The 15,135-nt window shown below is 69.0% G+C and carries 15 protein-coding genes; 10 read left to right on the top strand and 5 right to left on the bottom strand.

Annotation, left to right across the window (positions count from 1 at the left end):
- Positions 1-69 precede the first annotated feature (69 nt).
- The 6 genes from ACOQFS_RS22195 to ACOQFS_RS22170 all read left to right on the top strand — a co-directional run bounded on the left by ACOQFS_RS22195 (position 70) and on the right by ACOQFS_RS22170 (position 6,171).
- Positions 70-2,940 carry a monovalent cation/H+ antiporter subunit A gene (locus tag ACOQFS_RS22195; RefSeq protein ID WP_421564972.1) on the top strand — a complete coding sequence of 957 codons (2,871 nt, stop codon included), beginning with the start codon at positions 70-72 and terminating at the stop codon, positions 2,938-2,940.
- Positions 2,937-3,308, top strand: a complete 372-nt coding sequence (locus tag ACOQFS_RS22190) for a Na+/H+ antiporter subunit C (protein ID WP_421564971.1) — start codon at positions 2,937-2,939, stop codon at positions 3,306-3,308. Before ACOQFS_RS22195 ends, ACOQFS_RS22190 begins: the two co-directional genes overlap by 4 nt.
- Positions 3,305-4,948 (top strand): monovalent cation/H+ antiporter subunit D, encoded by a 1,644-nt coding sequence (locus ACOQFS_RS22185; protein WP_421564970.1) that lies wholly within the window; start codon positions 3,305-3,307, stop codon positions 4,946-4,948. The genes ACOQFS_RS22190 and ACOQFS_RS22185 overlap by 4 nt, the downstream gene beginning before the upstream one ends.
- Positions 4,945-5,481, top strand: a complete 537-nt coding sequence (locus tag ACOQFS_RS22180; protein WP_421564969.1) for a Na+/H+ antiporter subunit E — start codon at positions 4,945-4,947, stop codon at positions 5,479-5,481. Before ACOQFS_RS22185 ends, ACOQFS_RS22180 begins: the two co-directional genes overlap by 4 nt.
- The gene (locus tag ACOQFS_RS22175; RefSeq protein ID WP_421564968.1) at positions 5,478-5,762 is read left to right on the top strand and encodes a K+/H+ antiporter subunit F; all 285 of its coding nucleotides are present in this window, start codon (positions 5,478-5,480) and stop codon (positions 5,760-5,762) included. Before ACOQFS_RS22180 ends, ACOQFS_RS22175 begins: the two co-directional genes overlap by 4 nt.
- A 61-nt stretch (positions 5,763-5,823) precedes the next feature.
- Positions 5,824-6,171 carry a Na+/H+ antiporter subunit G gene (locus ACOQFS_RS22170; protein ID WP_421564967.1) on the top strand — a complete coding sequence of 116 codons (348 nt, stop codon included), beginning with the start codon at positions 5,824-5,826 and terminating at the stop codon, positions 6,169-6,171.
- A 52-nt stretch (positions 6,172-6,223) separates the two neighbouring features.
- Here ACOQFS_RS22170 and ACOQFS_RS22165 read toward each other — a convergent pair whose 3' ends face one another.
- The gene (locus ACOQFS_RS22165; protein WP_421564966.1) at positions 6,224-7,471 is read right to left on the bottom strand and encodes a YihY family inner membrane protein; all 1,248 of its coding nucleotides are present in this window, start codon (positions 7,469-7,471) and stop codon (positions 6,224-6,226) included.
- 21 nt (positions 7,472-7,492) lie between these two features.
- Here ACOQFS_RS22165 and ACOQFS_RS22160 point away from each other — a divergent pair, with 21 nt between their 5' ends.
- Genes ACOQFS_RS22160 through ACOQFS_RS22145 form a run of 4 tightly spaced genes read left to right on the top strand, consistent with a single transcriptional unit; the run spans position 7,493 to position 11,447 of the window.
- Entirely contained in the window at positions 7,493-7,933 is a 441-nt protein-coding gene (locus ACOQFS_RS22160; protein WP_421564965.1) for a DUF2069 domain-containing protein, read from the top strand.
- A gap of 45 nt (positions 7,934-7,978) precedes the next feature.
- Positions 7,979-9,397, top strand: a complete 1,419-nt coding sequence (locus ACOQFS_RS22155) for an FAD-binding oxidoreductase (protein ID WP_421564964.1) — start codon at positions 7,979-7,981, stop codon at positions 9,395-9,397.
- Between the two features lie 56 nt (positions 9,398-9,453).
- Complete coding sequence (locus tag ACOQFS_RS22150) at positions 9,454-10,626, top strand: hypothetical protein (protein WP_421564963.1); 1,173 nt, start codon at positions 9,454-9,456, stop codon at positions 10,624-10,626.
- 2 nt (positions 10,627-10,628) lie between these two features.
- On the top strand, positions 10,629-11,447 hold the full coding sequence (locus ACOQFS_RS22145; protein WP_421564962.1) for a mechanosensitive ion channel family protein: 819 nt from the start codon (positions 10,629-10,631) through the stop codon (positions 11,445-11,447).
- A 182-nt stretch (positions 11,448-11,629) separates the two neighbouring features.
- Here ACOQFS_RS22145 and ACOQFS_RS22140 read toward each other — a convergent pair whose 3' ends face one another.
- The 4 genes from ACOQFS_RS22140 to xylB form a co-directional block, all read right to left on the bottom strand.
- Positions 11,630-12,100 (bottom strand): GNAT family N-acetyltransferase, encoded by a 471-nt coding sequence (locus ACOQFS_RS22140; protein WP_421564961.1) that lies wholly within the window; start codon positions 12,098-12,100, stop codon positions 11,630-11,632.
- A 14-nt stretch (positions 12,101-12,114) separates the two neighbouring features.
- Positions 12,115-12,390: a hypothetical protein gene (locus ACOQFS_RS22135; protein ID WP_421564960.1), complete on the bottom strand. Its 276-nt coding sequence runs from the start codon at positions 12,388-12,390 to the stop codon at positions 12,115-12,117.
- Between the two features lie 74 nt (positions 12,391-12,464).
- Entirely contained in the window at positions 12,465-13,499 is a 1,035-nt protein-coding gene (locus tag ACOQFS_RS22130) for a PfkB family carbohydrate kinase (RefSeq protein WP_421564959.1), read from the bottom strand.
- Positions 13,500-13,527: 28 nt separating this feature from the next.
- Complete coding sequence (gene xylB / locus ACOQFS_RS22125; RefSeq protein WP_421564958.1) at positions 13,528-15,012, bottom strand: xylulokinase; 1,485 nt, start codon at positions 15,010-15,012, stop codon at positions 13,528-13,530.
- Between the last annotated feature and the right edge of the window lie 123 nt (positions 15,013-15,135).

Below are 15,135 nucleotides of genomic sequence, written 5' to 3'. Positions count from 1 at the left end.
CCCCCCGCAACGGGGGGACATGCATAGGCCTGCCTAGAATGGAAGGCTGACTTGACTGGATAGGACACCGTGCTGCTGCTCATCATCTTGCTGCCGCTGCTCGCGGGCACCACCCTGACGGGCTGGTCCGGCGCCCTTCTTCACCACCCAAGCCATCGCATGCGCACCGCGTGGGTTGCTGCAGCGGTCACGGCTGCCAGCCTCGGCCTGCTGCTCATGCAGGCCCCCGCCGTGTTCGATGGCGAGGTGCTGCGCCAGTTCATTCCCTGGGTGCCCGAGATCGGCCTCAACATCGGACTGCGCCTGGATGGCCTTTCGCTGATGTTTGCGCTGCTGATCACCGGCATGGGCTTGCTCATCATTCTGTATGCGCACAACTACCTGGGCGCGGACGACCCGGCAGGCAAGTTCTACAGCACGCTGATGCTGTTCATGGCGGCCATGCTGGGCATCGTGCTGTCCGACAACGTGCTGCTGCTCATCGTGTTCTGGGAGCTGACCAGCATTTCTTCGTTTCTGCTGGTGGGCTACTGGAACCACCGCGCCGACGCACGTGCGGGCGCGCGCATGGCACTTGCCGTGACCGGCGGTGGCGGCCTGGCCATGCTCGGGGGCTTTGTGCTGCTGGGCCAGATTGCGGGCACATACGAGATCAGCCAGATGATGGCGATGGCCCCCAAGATTCAAGCCGACGCGCGCTACCCCGCCGCATTGATCCTGATCCTGCTGGGCTGCTTCACCAAGAGCGCGCAGTTCCCGTTCCATTTCTGGCTGCCGCAGGCCATGGCGGCCCCCACGCCGGTTTCGGCCTACCTGCACTCGGCCACCATGGTGAAGGCCGGCATCTTCCTGCTGGCCCGCCTCACGCCCGTCATTGGGGGCACCGAGCTGTTCGTGGGCATCGTGTCCACCGCAGGGCTCGTCACCGTGGCCTTCGCCGCGTTCATCGCCATCTTCAAGCACGATCTCAAGGGCTTGCTGGCGTACTCCACCATCAGCCACCTGGGGCTCATCACCTTTCTCATCGGCCTGGGCTCTCCGCTGGCCGCCGTGGCGGCGGTGTTCCACATTCTGAACCACGCAAGCTTCAAGGCAGCGCTGTTCATGACGGCCGGCATCGTGGACCATGAAACCGGCACGCGCGACATGCGACAGCTGGGCGGCCTGTACAAGCTGATGCCCTGGACCGCCACGCTGGCCATGGTGGCCGCTGCCGCCATGGCAGGGGTGCCGCTGTTCAACGGCTTCCTCTCCAAGGAAATGTTTCTCACCGAGACCGTGGCCTTTGCACAAGGCGGCGGATGGCGCTGGCTGGTGCCCGCCTTGGCGACCCTGGCGGCGCTGTGCAGCGTGGCGTACTCGGCGCGGCTGGTGCATGACGTGTTCTTCAACGGCGCACCGCGCAATCTGCCCAACCCGCACCCGCACGAGCCCCCCATCGGCATGAAGGCGCCCGTGGCGTTGCTGGCCGCCATCTGCATCGTGGTCGGCATCGTTCCCGCGCTCACACTCGGCCCGCTGGTGCAGTTGGCGTCCACCGCCCTGCTGGGCGCACCGCCGCCCGAATACCACCTCGCCATCTGGCATGGCTTCAACCTGCCGCTGCTGCTGAGCGCGGTGGCCCTGGCCGCCGGCGTGGCGCTGTACCTGCAGCTGGCCCGCGGCGGACGCCTGCACCGCATCGCCTCCGAAGGATGGTTTGGCGCCCTCACCGGCTCGAACCTCTTCACGCGCGGCACCGACCGCGTGTTCGGCGCTGCGGGCCGCATCACCTCGCTGCTCGAAATCGGCTCGCTGCAACGCTACGTCGCCTGGATGGTGATGGCCTGCGTGGCCGCCGTGGCCGTGCCGGTGCTGTCGGGCCAGGCGCCGGGCACGGGCAACCGCGAACTGCTGCCCGTGAACCTGCCCGCACTGGTGCTGTGGGGCCTGCTGCTGGCCGCATGCGCATGGCTTGTGCTCAAGCACCACGACCGGTTTCAGTCGGTGGTGGTCACGGGCGTGGTGGGCCTGGTCACGTCGCTGAGCTTCGTCGGGCTGTCGGCGCCCGACCTGGCGCTGACGCAGCTCACCGTCGAAGTGGTGTCCACCGTGCTGCTGCTCATGGGCCTGGCCCTGCTGCCCCGCCACACGCCGCGCGAATCCGCGCCCGGCCGCCGCTTGCGCGACGCGTCGCTGGCGCTGGCGGGCGGCGCCGGCATCGCCTGGCTGGCGTGGGTCATGCTCACGCGCGACCACGACTCCATCGCCTGGTACTTCCTCAACCAGTCGGCCATTGCCGGAGGCGGCACGAACGCGGTCAACGTGATCCTCGTGGACTTCCGGGGCTATGACACGTTCGGCGAAATCACCGTGCTGGGCATTGCCGCCATCGGCGTGCTGGCACTCATGGACGGCATGCGCACCCGCCGGCCGACCACCGACGCGCAGGGCCAGCCTTTCACCTTTGCTGCGCAGCCGCTGATGCTGCGCGTGGCGGCACGTGTGGTGCTGCCGCTGGCGCTGGTCGTCACGCTGTACATCTTCATGCGCGGGCACAACCTGCCCGGTGGCGGGTTCATCGCCGGCCTGGTGACGGCCGTGGCCCTGGTGCTGCAGTACATGGCCCTGGGCCAGTCGCGCGCCGAAGCGGTGCTGCGCGCGGAGGGCGGCCTGCGGTTCGTGCGCTGGATCGGTGTGGGCCTGGGCATTGCAGGGCTGACGGGCGTGGGGGCGTTTCTGTTCGGCCAGCCGTTCCTCACCAGCGCCCACGGCCATCCCCACCTGCCGGTGCTGGGCGATATTCCGCTGGCCACTGCGGCGCTGTTCGACCTGGGCGTTTACATCACCGTGGTCGGCGCCACCCTGCTCACGCTGTCCACCCTGGGATCGGTCACGCGCGAATCCGGCCCTTCGCAGCCCGCTGCGCCCCGCAACCCTCCCGACGGAGTCCAAGCATGAGCCTCGAATTTCTGGTGGCCACCGGCATCGGTGCGGTCACCGCCACCGGCATCTACCTCATCCTGCGCGGCCGCACCTGGCCCGTCGTCATCGGCCTGAGCCTGCTGGGCTACGCCGTCAACGTCTTCATCTTTGCCATGGGCCGGCTCTGGCAAAACGCCGCGCCCATCCTGTCGGAGGGCGGCGCGGTGGCAGACCCGCTGCCCCAGGCCCTGGTGCTCACGGCCATCGTGATCGGCTTTGCCACCACCGGCTTCGTGATTGAACTGGCCCTGCGCACCCGCCACGAAACGGGCAGCGACCACGTGGACGGGCACGAGCCCGGCCACGCCACCACCGGCCCCTCGCAGCGGGATGGAGCAGCATGAGCGACCTGCTGAACACGTTCTTCTCCATGCACCTGCCGGTGCTGCCGGTGCTGCTGCCCCTGTTCACGGCCGTGGCCCTGCTGCTCATCGGCGACGGTGGTGGTCAGGCCAGCCACGGGGGCCTGCAGCTGCGCGTGCGGCGCGCAGTCAGCATGGCATCGGTCATGCTGGGCGCCGTGCTGGCATGGCGGCTGCTGACCGAAGCGGCGGCGGGCCCCATCACCGTGTACCCCCTGGGTGCCTGGCCTGCCCCCTTCGGCATCGTGCTGGTGGTAGACCGCCTCAGCGCCCTGATGCTGGCCCTGACCTGGACCATCGCCGTGCCCGTGCTGTGGTACGCCACGGGCGGCTGGGACAGCCATGGCCGCCATTTTCATGCGCTGTTCCACTTCCAGCTCATGGGGCTGTCGGGCGCGTTCGTCACGGGCGACCTGTTCAACCTGTTCGTGTTCTTTGAAGTGCTGCTCATCGCTTCGTACGTGCTGATGGTGCACGGCCAGGGGCGCGACCGCTTCAAGGCGGGCCTGCATTACGTGGTGCTCAACCTGGTGGCATCGGCGCTGTTCCTGATCGGCCTGGCCATCATCTACGCGCTCACGGGCACGCTGAACATGGCGGACCTGGCCCTGCGCATCACGCAGCTGGAGCCCCAGCAGGCCACGCTGCTCAAGGCCGGGGCGCTGGTGCTGCTGGTGGTGTTCGGGCTCAAGGCCGCCGTGGTGCCGCTGTACCTGTGGCTGCCCACCACCTACGCAGCCGCCTGCGCACCGGTGGCAGCACTCTTTGCCATCATGACCAAGGTGGGCGTCTACAGCATCATCCGCGTGCATGGCGTGATGCTGGGCGACGGAGCCGGCCACGCGGCGCTGGCCGCCGCGCCCTGGCTGCTGCCCATCGCGCTCGCCACCATTGCCCTGGGAGTGCTGGGCGCGCTGGCCGCGCACAGCCTGGCGCGCCTGGTGTCCTACCTCACCGTGGCGTCGGTCGGCACCATCCTCGCGGCCGTGGGCCTCTTCACGCCGGCGGCCCTGTCTGCGGCGCTGTACTACATGGTGCACAGCACGCTGGTGATGGCGGCCTTGTTCCTGCTGGTGGAGCTGGTGGCGTCGCAGCGCGGCTCGGCCGGAGACCACCTGCAGCCCTCCCCCCCGGTGGCGCAGCCGGTGCTGCTGGGGCTGATGACGCTGCTGGGTGCCGCGTCGGCGGCCGGCCTGCCCCCGTTGCCCGGCTTTCTGGGCAAGCTGATGGTGCTGGAGAGTGCCGCCGCGTCGCCCGCGCACGCCTGGGTGTGGACGATGGTGCTGGTGGCGGGCTTTCTCACGCTGGTGGGGTTGGCCCGGGCCGGGGCCATCCTGTTCTGGAACGTGCTGCCCGGGCGCGACCCGGCCTGCAGCGCCGGCAGTAGCAGCCGTCTGATGACCGCCACGCTGGGCCTGCTGGCCCTGAGCCTGCTGCTGGCCGTGGCCGCCTCGCCGCTCAAGCGCTACACCGACGCCGCCGCCGCACAGCTCTTCAACCGCAACGCCTATGCCGACGCCGTGCTCCATGCCGTGGGCGGCGCCGCGGCCCAGACCGCACGCCCCTACCGCGCCGGTGAAGGCGAAGTGAAACTGCCCGGCAAGGGAGGCACCGCACCATGAGCAAAAAGCACCAACCCTGGCTGAAGCACCCCTGGCTGTCGCTGTTGCTGGCGGCCGCCTGGCTGCTGCTGCAGCACTCGCTGTCGGTCTTTCACCTGCTGTCGGCCGCGCTGATCGGCCTGGTGGTTCCCTGGCTGCTGGATGATTTTCTGCCCGAGCCGCGCAAGCTCAACATGCGCGCTGCGGCGCGCCTGGGTGCCATCGTGCTGTGGGACATCGTGGTGTCCAACATCACCGTCGCGCGGCTGGTGCTCGGCCCCATGTCGCGGCCGCAGCCGGCCTGGGTCCCGGTGCCGCTCACGCTGACCCACCCCACGGCCATCACGCTGCTGGCGACCATCATCACCACCACCCCCGGCACGGTGTCGTGCACCGTCGATGAAGAGCGCCACGAGATTCTGGTGCACGCCCTCGACTGCCACGACCCGGCCCAGATGGCGGCCGACATCAAGCAGCGCTACGAAGTGCCGCTGCTGGCCATCTTCGAGGCCGAAGGCCCCGTGGCCGCCCACCCCCAAGGAGACCGCGCATGACCGCCACCAGCATCCTCCCCCTGGCGCTGGACATTGCGACCGCCACCCTGGCCCTGTGCTTTTTGCTGTGTGCGTGGCGCCTGATGCGCGGCCCGCTCGTCATCGACCGCGTTCTGGCGGTGGACACGCTCTACCTCAACGCCGTGGCGCTGGTGGTGCTTTTAGGCATTCGATGGCACACCGCGTTGCTGTTCGAGGCGGCGCTCATCGTGGCGATGCTGGGCTTTGCGTCGACCGTGGCGCTGGCGCGCTACCTGAGCCGCGGTGACGTGATCGAGTGAAGCGCGCACTGCCCCGCCCTGCCCTGCCGTCGCCACTGCCCCCTTTTTTGAGGACCGCTCCATGACCCTTCAGATCCTGGCCGAATGGCTGGCCGCTGCCCTGCTGTTGATCGGCGCGTTTTTCTCGCTGGTTGGCGTGATCGGCCTGGTGCGCCTGCCCGACTTCTTCATGCGCCTGCATGCGCCCACCAAGGCGTCCACCCTGGGCGTGGGCGGCGTGCTGCTGGCCAGCATGATTCTGGCCGCCACCGAAGGCCGCATGGGGTTTGCCGAGTTGCTGATCACGCTGTTCGTGTTCGTCACGGCACCTGTGTCCGCCAACCTCATGGCCCAGGCCGCGCTGCACCTGCGCGTGGGTGGGCGTGCCGCAACGCCGCCGGACGCGGTACCCGAGCGGCGCCAGCCCTGAGAATATCAATAAAATTAGCCTTTAGCGCTTACCCCATAAGGGCTGACAGCTATCATTTTTGAATAATGTCTGCCAAGCGCAAATCGCTCAGCGAGGCGGACGTCCACAGCGGCTCCAGCGCATCGGCCCGCTCCAGCAGCAGCCGCTTGAGCAAGGGCTCCAGGCGTGTCTGGGCCGGGTCGGCCAACAGCACATAGCGCGACTCGGGCACGTCGGCCGCACTGACAGCCGCCTCGGCCATCTGCCCCGCCCAGTCGATGGCGGTCAGGGCTTCGAGCACCGGTTCGAGCTGCAGCACGTCCACCCGCAGCAGCTGCGCCAGCTGGCTGGGGCACAGCCCCTTGGCGGGTGACTGGCGCGCCGCGTGCAGCTGCTGCAGCACCTCCACCGCCAGCTGGAACGTCCACCCCGGCAACGTGCCCCGCCGGGCCACGCCCGCAAGCAGGCTGGGCAGGTAGGCGGTGACCACAGCGCCCAGCAACACGATGACCCAGGCCACATAAATCCATACCAGCAGGATCGGCAGCGTGGCGAAGGTGCCATACACCACCGAATAGGTGGGCACGCTGCCCAGATAGAGCGCCAGCAGCTTTTTCGCCAGCTCAATGCAAACCGCCACAAACAGCCCGCCGGTCCATGCGTGGCGCCACTTGACCGGTGTGTTGGGCACATAGTGGTAGAGCGACGCCATGCCCCCCGCCAGCACCAGAAACTGGATGGAGTCGAACAGCAGCTGCACGCCGTCGGGCAGACGCTTGACCAGCCCCCCCGATGCCGACATCACATAGGATGTGACCGCCAGGCTGGCCCCCAGCAGCAGCGGCCCGAGCGTGATGGCCGCCCAGTAGATGAGCACCCGCTGCCCCAGCGGCCGCAGCCGCTGCACGCGCCAGATGCCGTTGAGCGTGCGGTCGATGGTGAGGATGAGCGCCAGCGCCGTGGCCAGCAGAATGCTGAAGCCCGCCACGCCCAGGCCGCTGGCCTTGGCCGCAAACTGGTTGAGATAGCCGATCACCTGGCGCGAGATGCTGTCGGGCACCAGGCTGCTCACCAGCCAGGCCTGCAGCGCCACCTGCAGCTTGCCGAAGATGGGAAACGCGGTGAACACCGCCAGCGCCACGGTGAAGAAAGGCACGAGCGCCAGCACGGTAGTGAAGGTCAGGCTGCTGGCCGTGAGGCCCAGATGGTCTTCGCGAAACCGCTCCCGCAGCGTCAGGGCCGTGGTTTTCCAGGGAAAGTGGGACAGCTCGGCCAGCAGCGCCTCTGCGCGCCGGGCCACCGTCTGCAGGGACAAGGGCATGGCCGATATGATGCCACCCCAATGACTGCTGCCCCGACCGCCCCTGCCCTTGCCCCCTCCAACACCGCCGTGGACGCCACCCGCTGGCTGGCAACCGCCAGCCTGCTGGGCCTGATCGTGCTGTGCCTGGCCTGGGAGCTGGTGCTGGCGCCACTGCGCCCGGGCGGCACCTGGCTGGCGATCAAGGCCCTGCCGCTGTGCATCCCCCTGGCGGGCATTCTGAAGAACCGCATGTACACCTACCGCTGGGTCAGCCTGGTGATCTGGCTGTATTTCACCGAAGGCGTGGTGCGCGGCTACAGCGACAAGCCGCCCTCGCAGTGGCTGGCCTGGGCCGAAGTCCTGCTGTGCCTGATACTGTTCACGGCGTGCACCCTGCACGTGAGGCTGCGCCAGCGCAACGCCAAATTGGCGGCGCAAGCGGCGGCCGAAGGCGCAGCGCCTGCAGCGCCCGCCCCCTGACCCGTGCACCGCCTGCCGCCCCATCGCCCCCCCTCTTCTTCGCCCATGACCTCCCTGCTCGACACCTTGCGCGCCATCGTTGGCCCGGCCCATGTGATTCACGAGGGCGACCTCACCGCCTGGGAACAGGACTGGCGCCGCCGCGTGCGCGGCAAGGCCCTGGCCGTGGTGCGGCCCGCCAGTACGCAGGAGGTGGCCGCCGTGGTCAAGGCCTGCGCCGCAGCGGGCACCGCCATCGTGCCCCAGGGCGGCAACACGGGCCTGGCGGTGGGCTCCACGCCCGATGGTTCCGGCACGCAGATCGTGCTGAGCCTCACCCGCATGAACGCGGTGCGCAGCGTGGACACCGACAACCTCACCATGACGGTGGAGGCCGGCTGCATCCTGCAGAACCTGCAGGATGTGGCCGAAAAGGCCGGTGTGCTCTTTCCGCTCAGCCTTGCCGCCGAAGGCAGTTGCACCATCGGCGGCAACCTGGGCACCAACGCGGGCGGCACGCAGGTGGTGCGCTACGGCAATGCGCGCGACCTGTGCCTGGGCCTCGAAGTGGTCACGCCGCAGGGCGAGGTGTGGGACGGCCTCAAGGGCCTGCGCAAGGACAACACCGGCTACGACCTGCGCGACCTGTTCATCGGCAGCGAAGGCACGCTGGGCATCATCACCGCCGCCACGATGAAGCTCTACCCCCAGCCCGCCGCCCACCTCACCGCCTGGGCCGCCGTGCCGTCGATGGAGCACGCCGTGGCGCTGCTGGGCATGGCGCACAAGCAACTGGGCGCGGGCCTCACGGGCTTTGAGGTGATGGGCCAGTTTGCGCTCTCCCTGGTGGGCAAGCACATGCCGCAGCTGCGCGTGCCCTTTCTGGGTGATGACAACACCCCCTGGTGTGTATTGCTTGAAAATTCCGACAGCGAATCCGAAGAACATGCACGTGCACGGTTCGAAGCGCTGCTGGAGACCGCGTTTGAAATGGGCTGCGTGACCGACGCCGTGGTGGCCGAGAACCTCACGCAGGCCCACCAGCTGTGGCACATCCGCGAGAGCATTCCCCTCGCCCAGGCCGAAGAGGGCCTGAACATCAAGCACGACATCTCGGTGCAGATTTCGCGCATCCCCGCCTTTGTGGCGCACACCGACGCGGTGCTGCAGCGCGAGATCCCGGGCGTGCGCCTGGTCAACTTCGGCCACCTGGGCGACGGCAACCTGCACTACAACGTGCAGGCCCCGGCCGACGGCGACGCCAAGGCGTTTTTGCGCGACCATGAAGCGCACGTGAACCACCTCGTCTACGAAGCCGTGGCCGAGTTCGGCGGCTCATTCTCGGCCGAGCATGGCATTGGCGAACTCAAGGCCGAGAAGCTGGCCCAGTACCAGTCGCCCGTGGCGCTTGGCATGATGCGCGCCATCAAGCAGGCCCTCGACCCGCAGGGCATCATGAACCCGGGGCGCGTGCTGTCCCGCTGACAGAGCACAGGCGCCGCCATGTTCCTTGCCCCCCACCCCTGCCGGAGCCGTCGCCCATGGTGAAGCCGCTTGTTTCGCTGCACCGCTACACCGCCCCTTCGATGCCCACCGAGCACACCGTGCGCCGCGCGTGGAAGCGCGTGCGGCGCAGGCTGCTGGGCAGCGGCGGCGCCCCCGTGCTGCAGCAGGAAGCGCTGGAGCGTGCCTCGCTGGCCTGCATGGATGCGCTGGCGCTCCCCCCTGCGGGCCTGCTCCACCGCGCCATTGATGACGAGCTGCGCGAATGGCTGCGCCAGCCATCGCCCGACCGCTGGCAGCGCGTGCTGGTCATGCCGCCGTGCGACCAGCCGGGCGTGGTCGAAGCCTGGGCCCGCGCTGCAGGGCACACCGTGCTCATACCCCCGGCGCTGCGCGCAGGCACGCCAGGGCCCGATGTCCACACCCTGAATGAGGCCGAGGATCTCGCCGCGCTGGACGGGTCGGGGCTGGTGGTGATTCCCCGGCTCGAGCACTGGTTCTTGCGCCACCGCGACGGCCTGCACCGGGTGCGCCGCCTGCTGGCGCAGCTGGCCGCGCAGGAGCGCCGCTGCCTGATCGCATGCAACAGCTGGGCATGGCGCTACCTGGTCAAGGCCGTGGGCGCCGACGTGCTGCTGCCCCGCCCCCAGACCCTGGCGCCGTTCGACGCAGAGCTGCTCAAGGACTGGTTCGGGCAGCACACGACCGACGACGACGGCCAGAACGTCACCTTTCGCCTGGTCAGCACCGGCGAGGACGTGCTGGCCACCGACAAGCGCGGCGCGCTGGCCAGCAGCCACCTCCAGCAACTGGCGGCGCGCAGCATCGGCATCCCCTGGGTGGCGGGCGCGCTGTGGCGTGCCAGCCTGCGGGTGCGCACGGCGTCCGACGGTCTGCCCGAACGCGCGCTGAGCGCCACCGCCGACGATGTGCGCACGGTGTGGGTGGCCGATGTGGAAGACCCGCGCATTCCCCGCCACCACGAAGACCAGGCGCTGCTGGTGCTGCAGGCGCTGCTGCTGCACGAAGCGCTGAGCGCGACCGATCTCGCCAGCGTGCTGCCCGCCAACGGAGAGGCCGATGTGCTGCCGGCGCTGCTCGCCGCCGGGTTCGTCGCGCAGGACGGCCAGCTCTACCGTATCTGCCCCGCCGCATACCCGGGCGTGCGCGGCGCGCTGCAGGCTGCGGGCTTTCCACTGGGGGAGATGTAGCCATGGCCGCAAGCCTCGACACCCAGCAAAAAGCCGCCAAGCTGATCTATGACCTGCAGGACATCCCGTTCAACGAGATCGGGCTGATCCTGGGAGGCACCTGGCTCGCCATCGTGCTGACCAGCCGGCTGTTTCCGTACCTGGCCGAGCGCGGCCCCAGCCAGCTGCGGCTGTACCTGCTGGGCGCCGTGCCCATCATCCGCATGGTGCTGATGGTGGTGGCCATCCTGTGGGTGATCCCCATGGTGTTCAACCTCACGTTCCAGAACTTCCTGGTGATCTCCGGCGCCATGGGTGTGGCGATCGGCTTTGCCTTCAAGGACTACGTGAGCAGCCTGATCGCGGGCATCGTGGCCATCGTGGAGCGCCCGTACCGCCCGGGCGACTGGGTGAGGATCGAGGGAGACTATGGCGAAGTCCGCGCGGTGGGCATGCGCGCCATCGAAATCTGCACGCCGGACGACGACATCGTCCACATCCCGCACGACCGCATCTGGAAGAACAACATCGCGAACTCGAACGATGGCTCGCGCACGCTGATGTGCGTGACGTCCTTCTACGTTCATCCCGCCCACGACGCGGCCCGCGTGCGCGCGGCCTTGCGCGACGTGGCCCTGACCAGCGCCTACCTCGAATACAAGCGACCGGTGCTGGTGATGCTGGCACAGACGCCCCTGGGCACGCGCTACCAGGTCAAGGCCTACCCGTTCGACCTGCGCGACCAGTTCAGCTTCATCAGCGACATCACGGTGCGCGGCAAGCAGGCCATTGCAGACGCCGGGGCCACGGAAGTGCTGGCACCGGGCAGCGTCACCGCCTGAGCGGGCTGCCGCCCACCGTGGTTCACGAAACCACGGTCGACAAGCTGGCCAAACACCAGGGCTTCATCGTCGATGCCCAGGAGCTTTGACCCCGGCCGGAAACTATAAAAATGATAGCTGTCAGCGCTTACCCATCAAGCGCTGGAGCCCAATTTCATAAAAATTTGGGGGTGCTGTGTGACTCAAAGCACCTTGCGCATGGGCTGTGCCTGCAGACCGGCCCACGTTTGTACTGCGCCATGCGGCACGTAGCCATGGCGGCGGTAAAACGGCTCTGCGGTGCGCGTGCTCTCAAGATCCAAGGCTGAGAGCCCCAGCTTGCGCGCATGGCCCTCGGCGTGTAGCAGCAAGGCCCGCCCCACCCCTTGGTGGATGGCTTCAGGCACCACATAGCACAACGCCAGCGTGGCCCGCGCCACCAGCGCAAAGCCAACCATCGTGTCGCCCCGGTATGCACCGCACGCGGCAGCCCCTGGCGCGGACATCCACGCAGCCAGGTTCTCGGGGGTCTTGTTGATCAGCCAAGCCGTCAGGAAGGCAGGGTCATGGCCGTGGTCGAGCGAGCAGCAGTGGGTGATGGACTGGCGGATGACCGTGCAGGCGGCTTCTGCCTCGATAGGGCCGACGGGGATGATCAGTGTGTCCTGGGGCACTGCGCTACCCACAATCACGCCGAAGCCAGCCTCGCAAGCGCGACGACCAAAACGGCGAGCAACCCATAGAACGACAAGCCCACGAATATCAGGCCGTTGGCCGTCACCACCCGTTGGCCTTCATGACGGAACGACAGTGCGCCCGCCGCACCCCAGGTCCGCGCTTCGTTGCTGCCCCAGCGCTCGGCACGCCAGCGGCCCAGGCTGACCACCCGGACCACCAGCGCGCCGGTGGACACGATCACCACCTCGACCACGGACCACAGCAGCGCAACCACAAACTCCGCCATCGGCATCCTCCGCAAAGCTGCGACGGGCCATGATAGGCGGCCCGCCTTGACGAGGGCGATGCCCTGCCCCGACGTCAACGAGGGGCTTGGACTGCGGGGTGCTGCTGGCTCCATGCGCGCGCAGCCTCCCAGCCCGGCGGCACGCAGCCCTGCTCCATCACGCACAGGCTGGCGCTGGCCAGCGCATGGCGCAGCGCCTGCTCGCAGGCGTCGGCCGCCAGCCCGCCCACATGCTGCGCAAAACTCGCCGCCCCGGCGGCCTGTGACTGCCGCAGCAAATGCGCCAGCAGCCCTGCCAGAAAGCTGTCGCCTGCACCCACGGTGTCCACCACCTGCAGCAGATCGGCCTCTTTGGCGAAACACTGATGGCCGCTCTGGTGCAGCAGCCAGGCGCCTTGCGCGCCCAGCGTCAACGCCAGCAAATCGGCCTGCGGGTGAGCGGCCAGCAGATGCTCTGCGCGGGCCAACGCGTCGCCTCCTGGCACGGCCAGATGCTCCAGGTCTTCGTCGCTGGCCTTAATGACGTGGGCATGGGCCAGCGCGGCATGCACTGTGCTGCGGTAGGCCCCCAGGTCGGGCATGACCGAGGGGCGCAGGTTGGCATCGACCACCACACAGCGGCCTGCGGCGCGCTGGGCGGCCAGCCACGGCAGGTAGATGGCGGCGTCGCGCGCGTCGAGCGCCAACGCGCCAGTGCAGACCAGCTGCAGCGCGGGCAAGGTGGCGCACGCCGCGCTCAGGCCTTGGGCCGACACGGCGCGGTCGGCCACGCCGTCGCGATAGAAGGCGTAGTCAGGGTGGCCGTGTGCATTGAGATGGACGACGGCGAGGGACGTGACCTGCTGCACGGGCTCGGGCTGGGCCAGACCCACGCCGTCGACCACCAGCTGCGCCGCCAGCTCGCGGCCAAAGCGGTCGCGCGACAGGGGGTTGAGGTACTGCGTGCCCACGCCCTGCCGTGCCAGTGCGCGGCACAGGTTGTACAGCGCGCCGCCCAGGCAGGGCAGGTAGCTGCCATCGGGGCGGCGGATGAGGTCGATCAGGGCCTCGCCCGCGATGGCGGCGTGGACGGGGGCGGTAGCGGGAGAGGTGTGGGGTGCAGAAGTCATGGTGGATGGGCGGGAAGCACGCAGCGCCTCAGAACTGCGACTGCAGCGCGGGGTACAGCGCGACAAAGCGGGCATAGCGTTCGGCCAGCAGGGCTTGTTGTGCGGGCTGGGGCGTGAAGCTGGCGTCGGCGGGCAGGGACTGGCACCAGGGGGCTTCGTCCCCGCCGCAGGCCATGGCGGCCAGGCGGGCCGCGCCCAGGGCGGCGGCTGCGTGCGCGCCCTGCGGGCGTTGCAGTGGCGTGCCCAGCGCACTGGCCAGCAACTGGGCCCAGGGGTTGCTGCGGGCACCACCGCCGACCAGGGCCAGGGCCGCGTCACCATCACCCGATGCACCGCCCTGCCCAGTCCCGGCGGCACGCATGGCGTTCAGGCCATCCAGCAGACCAAAGCCCACGCCTTCCATCACGGCATAGGCCAGGTCGGCGGCTTCGTGATCGGCGCGCAGGCCCATGAAGACGCCAGTGGCAGCCGCATTGTTGTGTGGTGTGCGCTCGCCGCTCAGGTACGGCAAAAACAGCGGGGCCTGCGCCTGGCGGGTGGTGCTCAGGGTACCCACCGCGTCCGACAGTTGCGCCTCATCGCCCTGCCCCGTCAGCCGCGTGACCCAGCCAAACGCACTGGCCGCACTGAGCATGACCGACATGTGGTGCCAGCGCTGCGGCAGCGCGTGGGCAAAGGCATGCACAGCGCGCTCGGTGGCGGGCGCAAAGGCATCCGTCACCCGAAAGACCACGCCCGAGGTGCCCAGCGACACAAAGCCTTGCCCCGCAGTGCGGGCGCCCACGCCCACGGCGCTGGCGGCGTTGTCGCCCGCACCAGCGGCCACGACGACGCTGCCCCCAAGCCCCCAGCGACGCGCCACATCGCTGCGCAGCGTGCCCGTGGGCGCACTGCCCTCGGCCAGCGCAGGCATGTGCGATGTATCCAGTCCGCAGGACTGCAGCATGGCCGGGCTCCAGGCGCGGGCCTGCACGTCCAGCCACAGCGTGCCCGATGCATCGGACATGTCGCTGACCGCATCGCCGGTGAGTTGCAGACGCAGCCAGTCCTTGGGCAGCAATACGGTGCGGATCTGCGCGAAGACCTGGGGCTCGTGCGTGCGCAGCCACAGCAGCTTGGGCGCGGTGAAGCCGGGCATGGCGAGGTTGCCGGTGATCTGGCGCGACGCGGGCACGGCTGCTTCCAGCTGCGCGCATTCGGCGCTGGCGCGGCCGTCGTTCCACAGGATGGCGGGGCGCAGCACCCGGCCCTGCCCGTCCAGCACCACGGCGCCGTGCATGTGGCCCGACAGGCCGATGCCCTGCACCTGGGCCCACGCTGCGGGGGCCTGGGCGCGCAGCTGCGCCACGGCAGACTCCACCGCCGCCCACCAGTCGGCCGGGTGTTGTTCGCTCCAGGCAGGCTGGGGGCGGTGCTGGGGTACGGCAGCGTCGGCCGTGGCGACCACGGCCTGCGCGTCGTCCAGCAGCAGCAGCTTGACACCCGAGGTGCCCAGATCGATTCCGAGGTACATGGTTGGCAAAGGGGTGGAGGGGCTGGTGGACGGTGGACGGTGGACGGTGGACGGTGGGCGGTGGGCGGTGGGCGGTGGGCGGAGAGCCCAGGGCGTGCCCCGGCTTCGACAGGCTCAGCCCGA

This window comes from Paracidovorax sp. MALMAid1276, assembly GCF_049198005.1.
Classification (GTDB): domain Bacteria; phylum Pseudomonadota; class Gammaproteobacteria; order Burkholderiales; family Burkholderiaceae_C; genus Acidovorax.
This window is presented reverse-complemented; position numbering and strand designations above follow the sequence as displayed.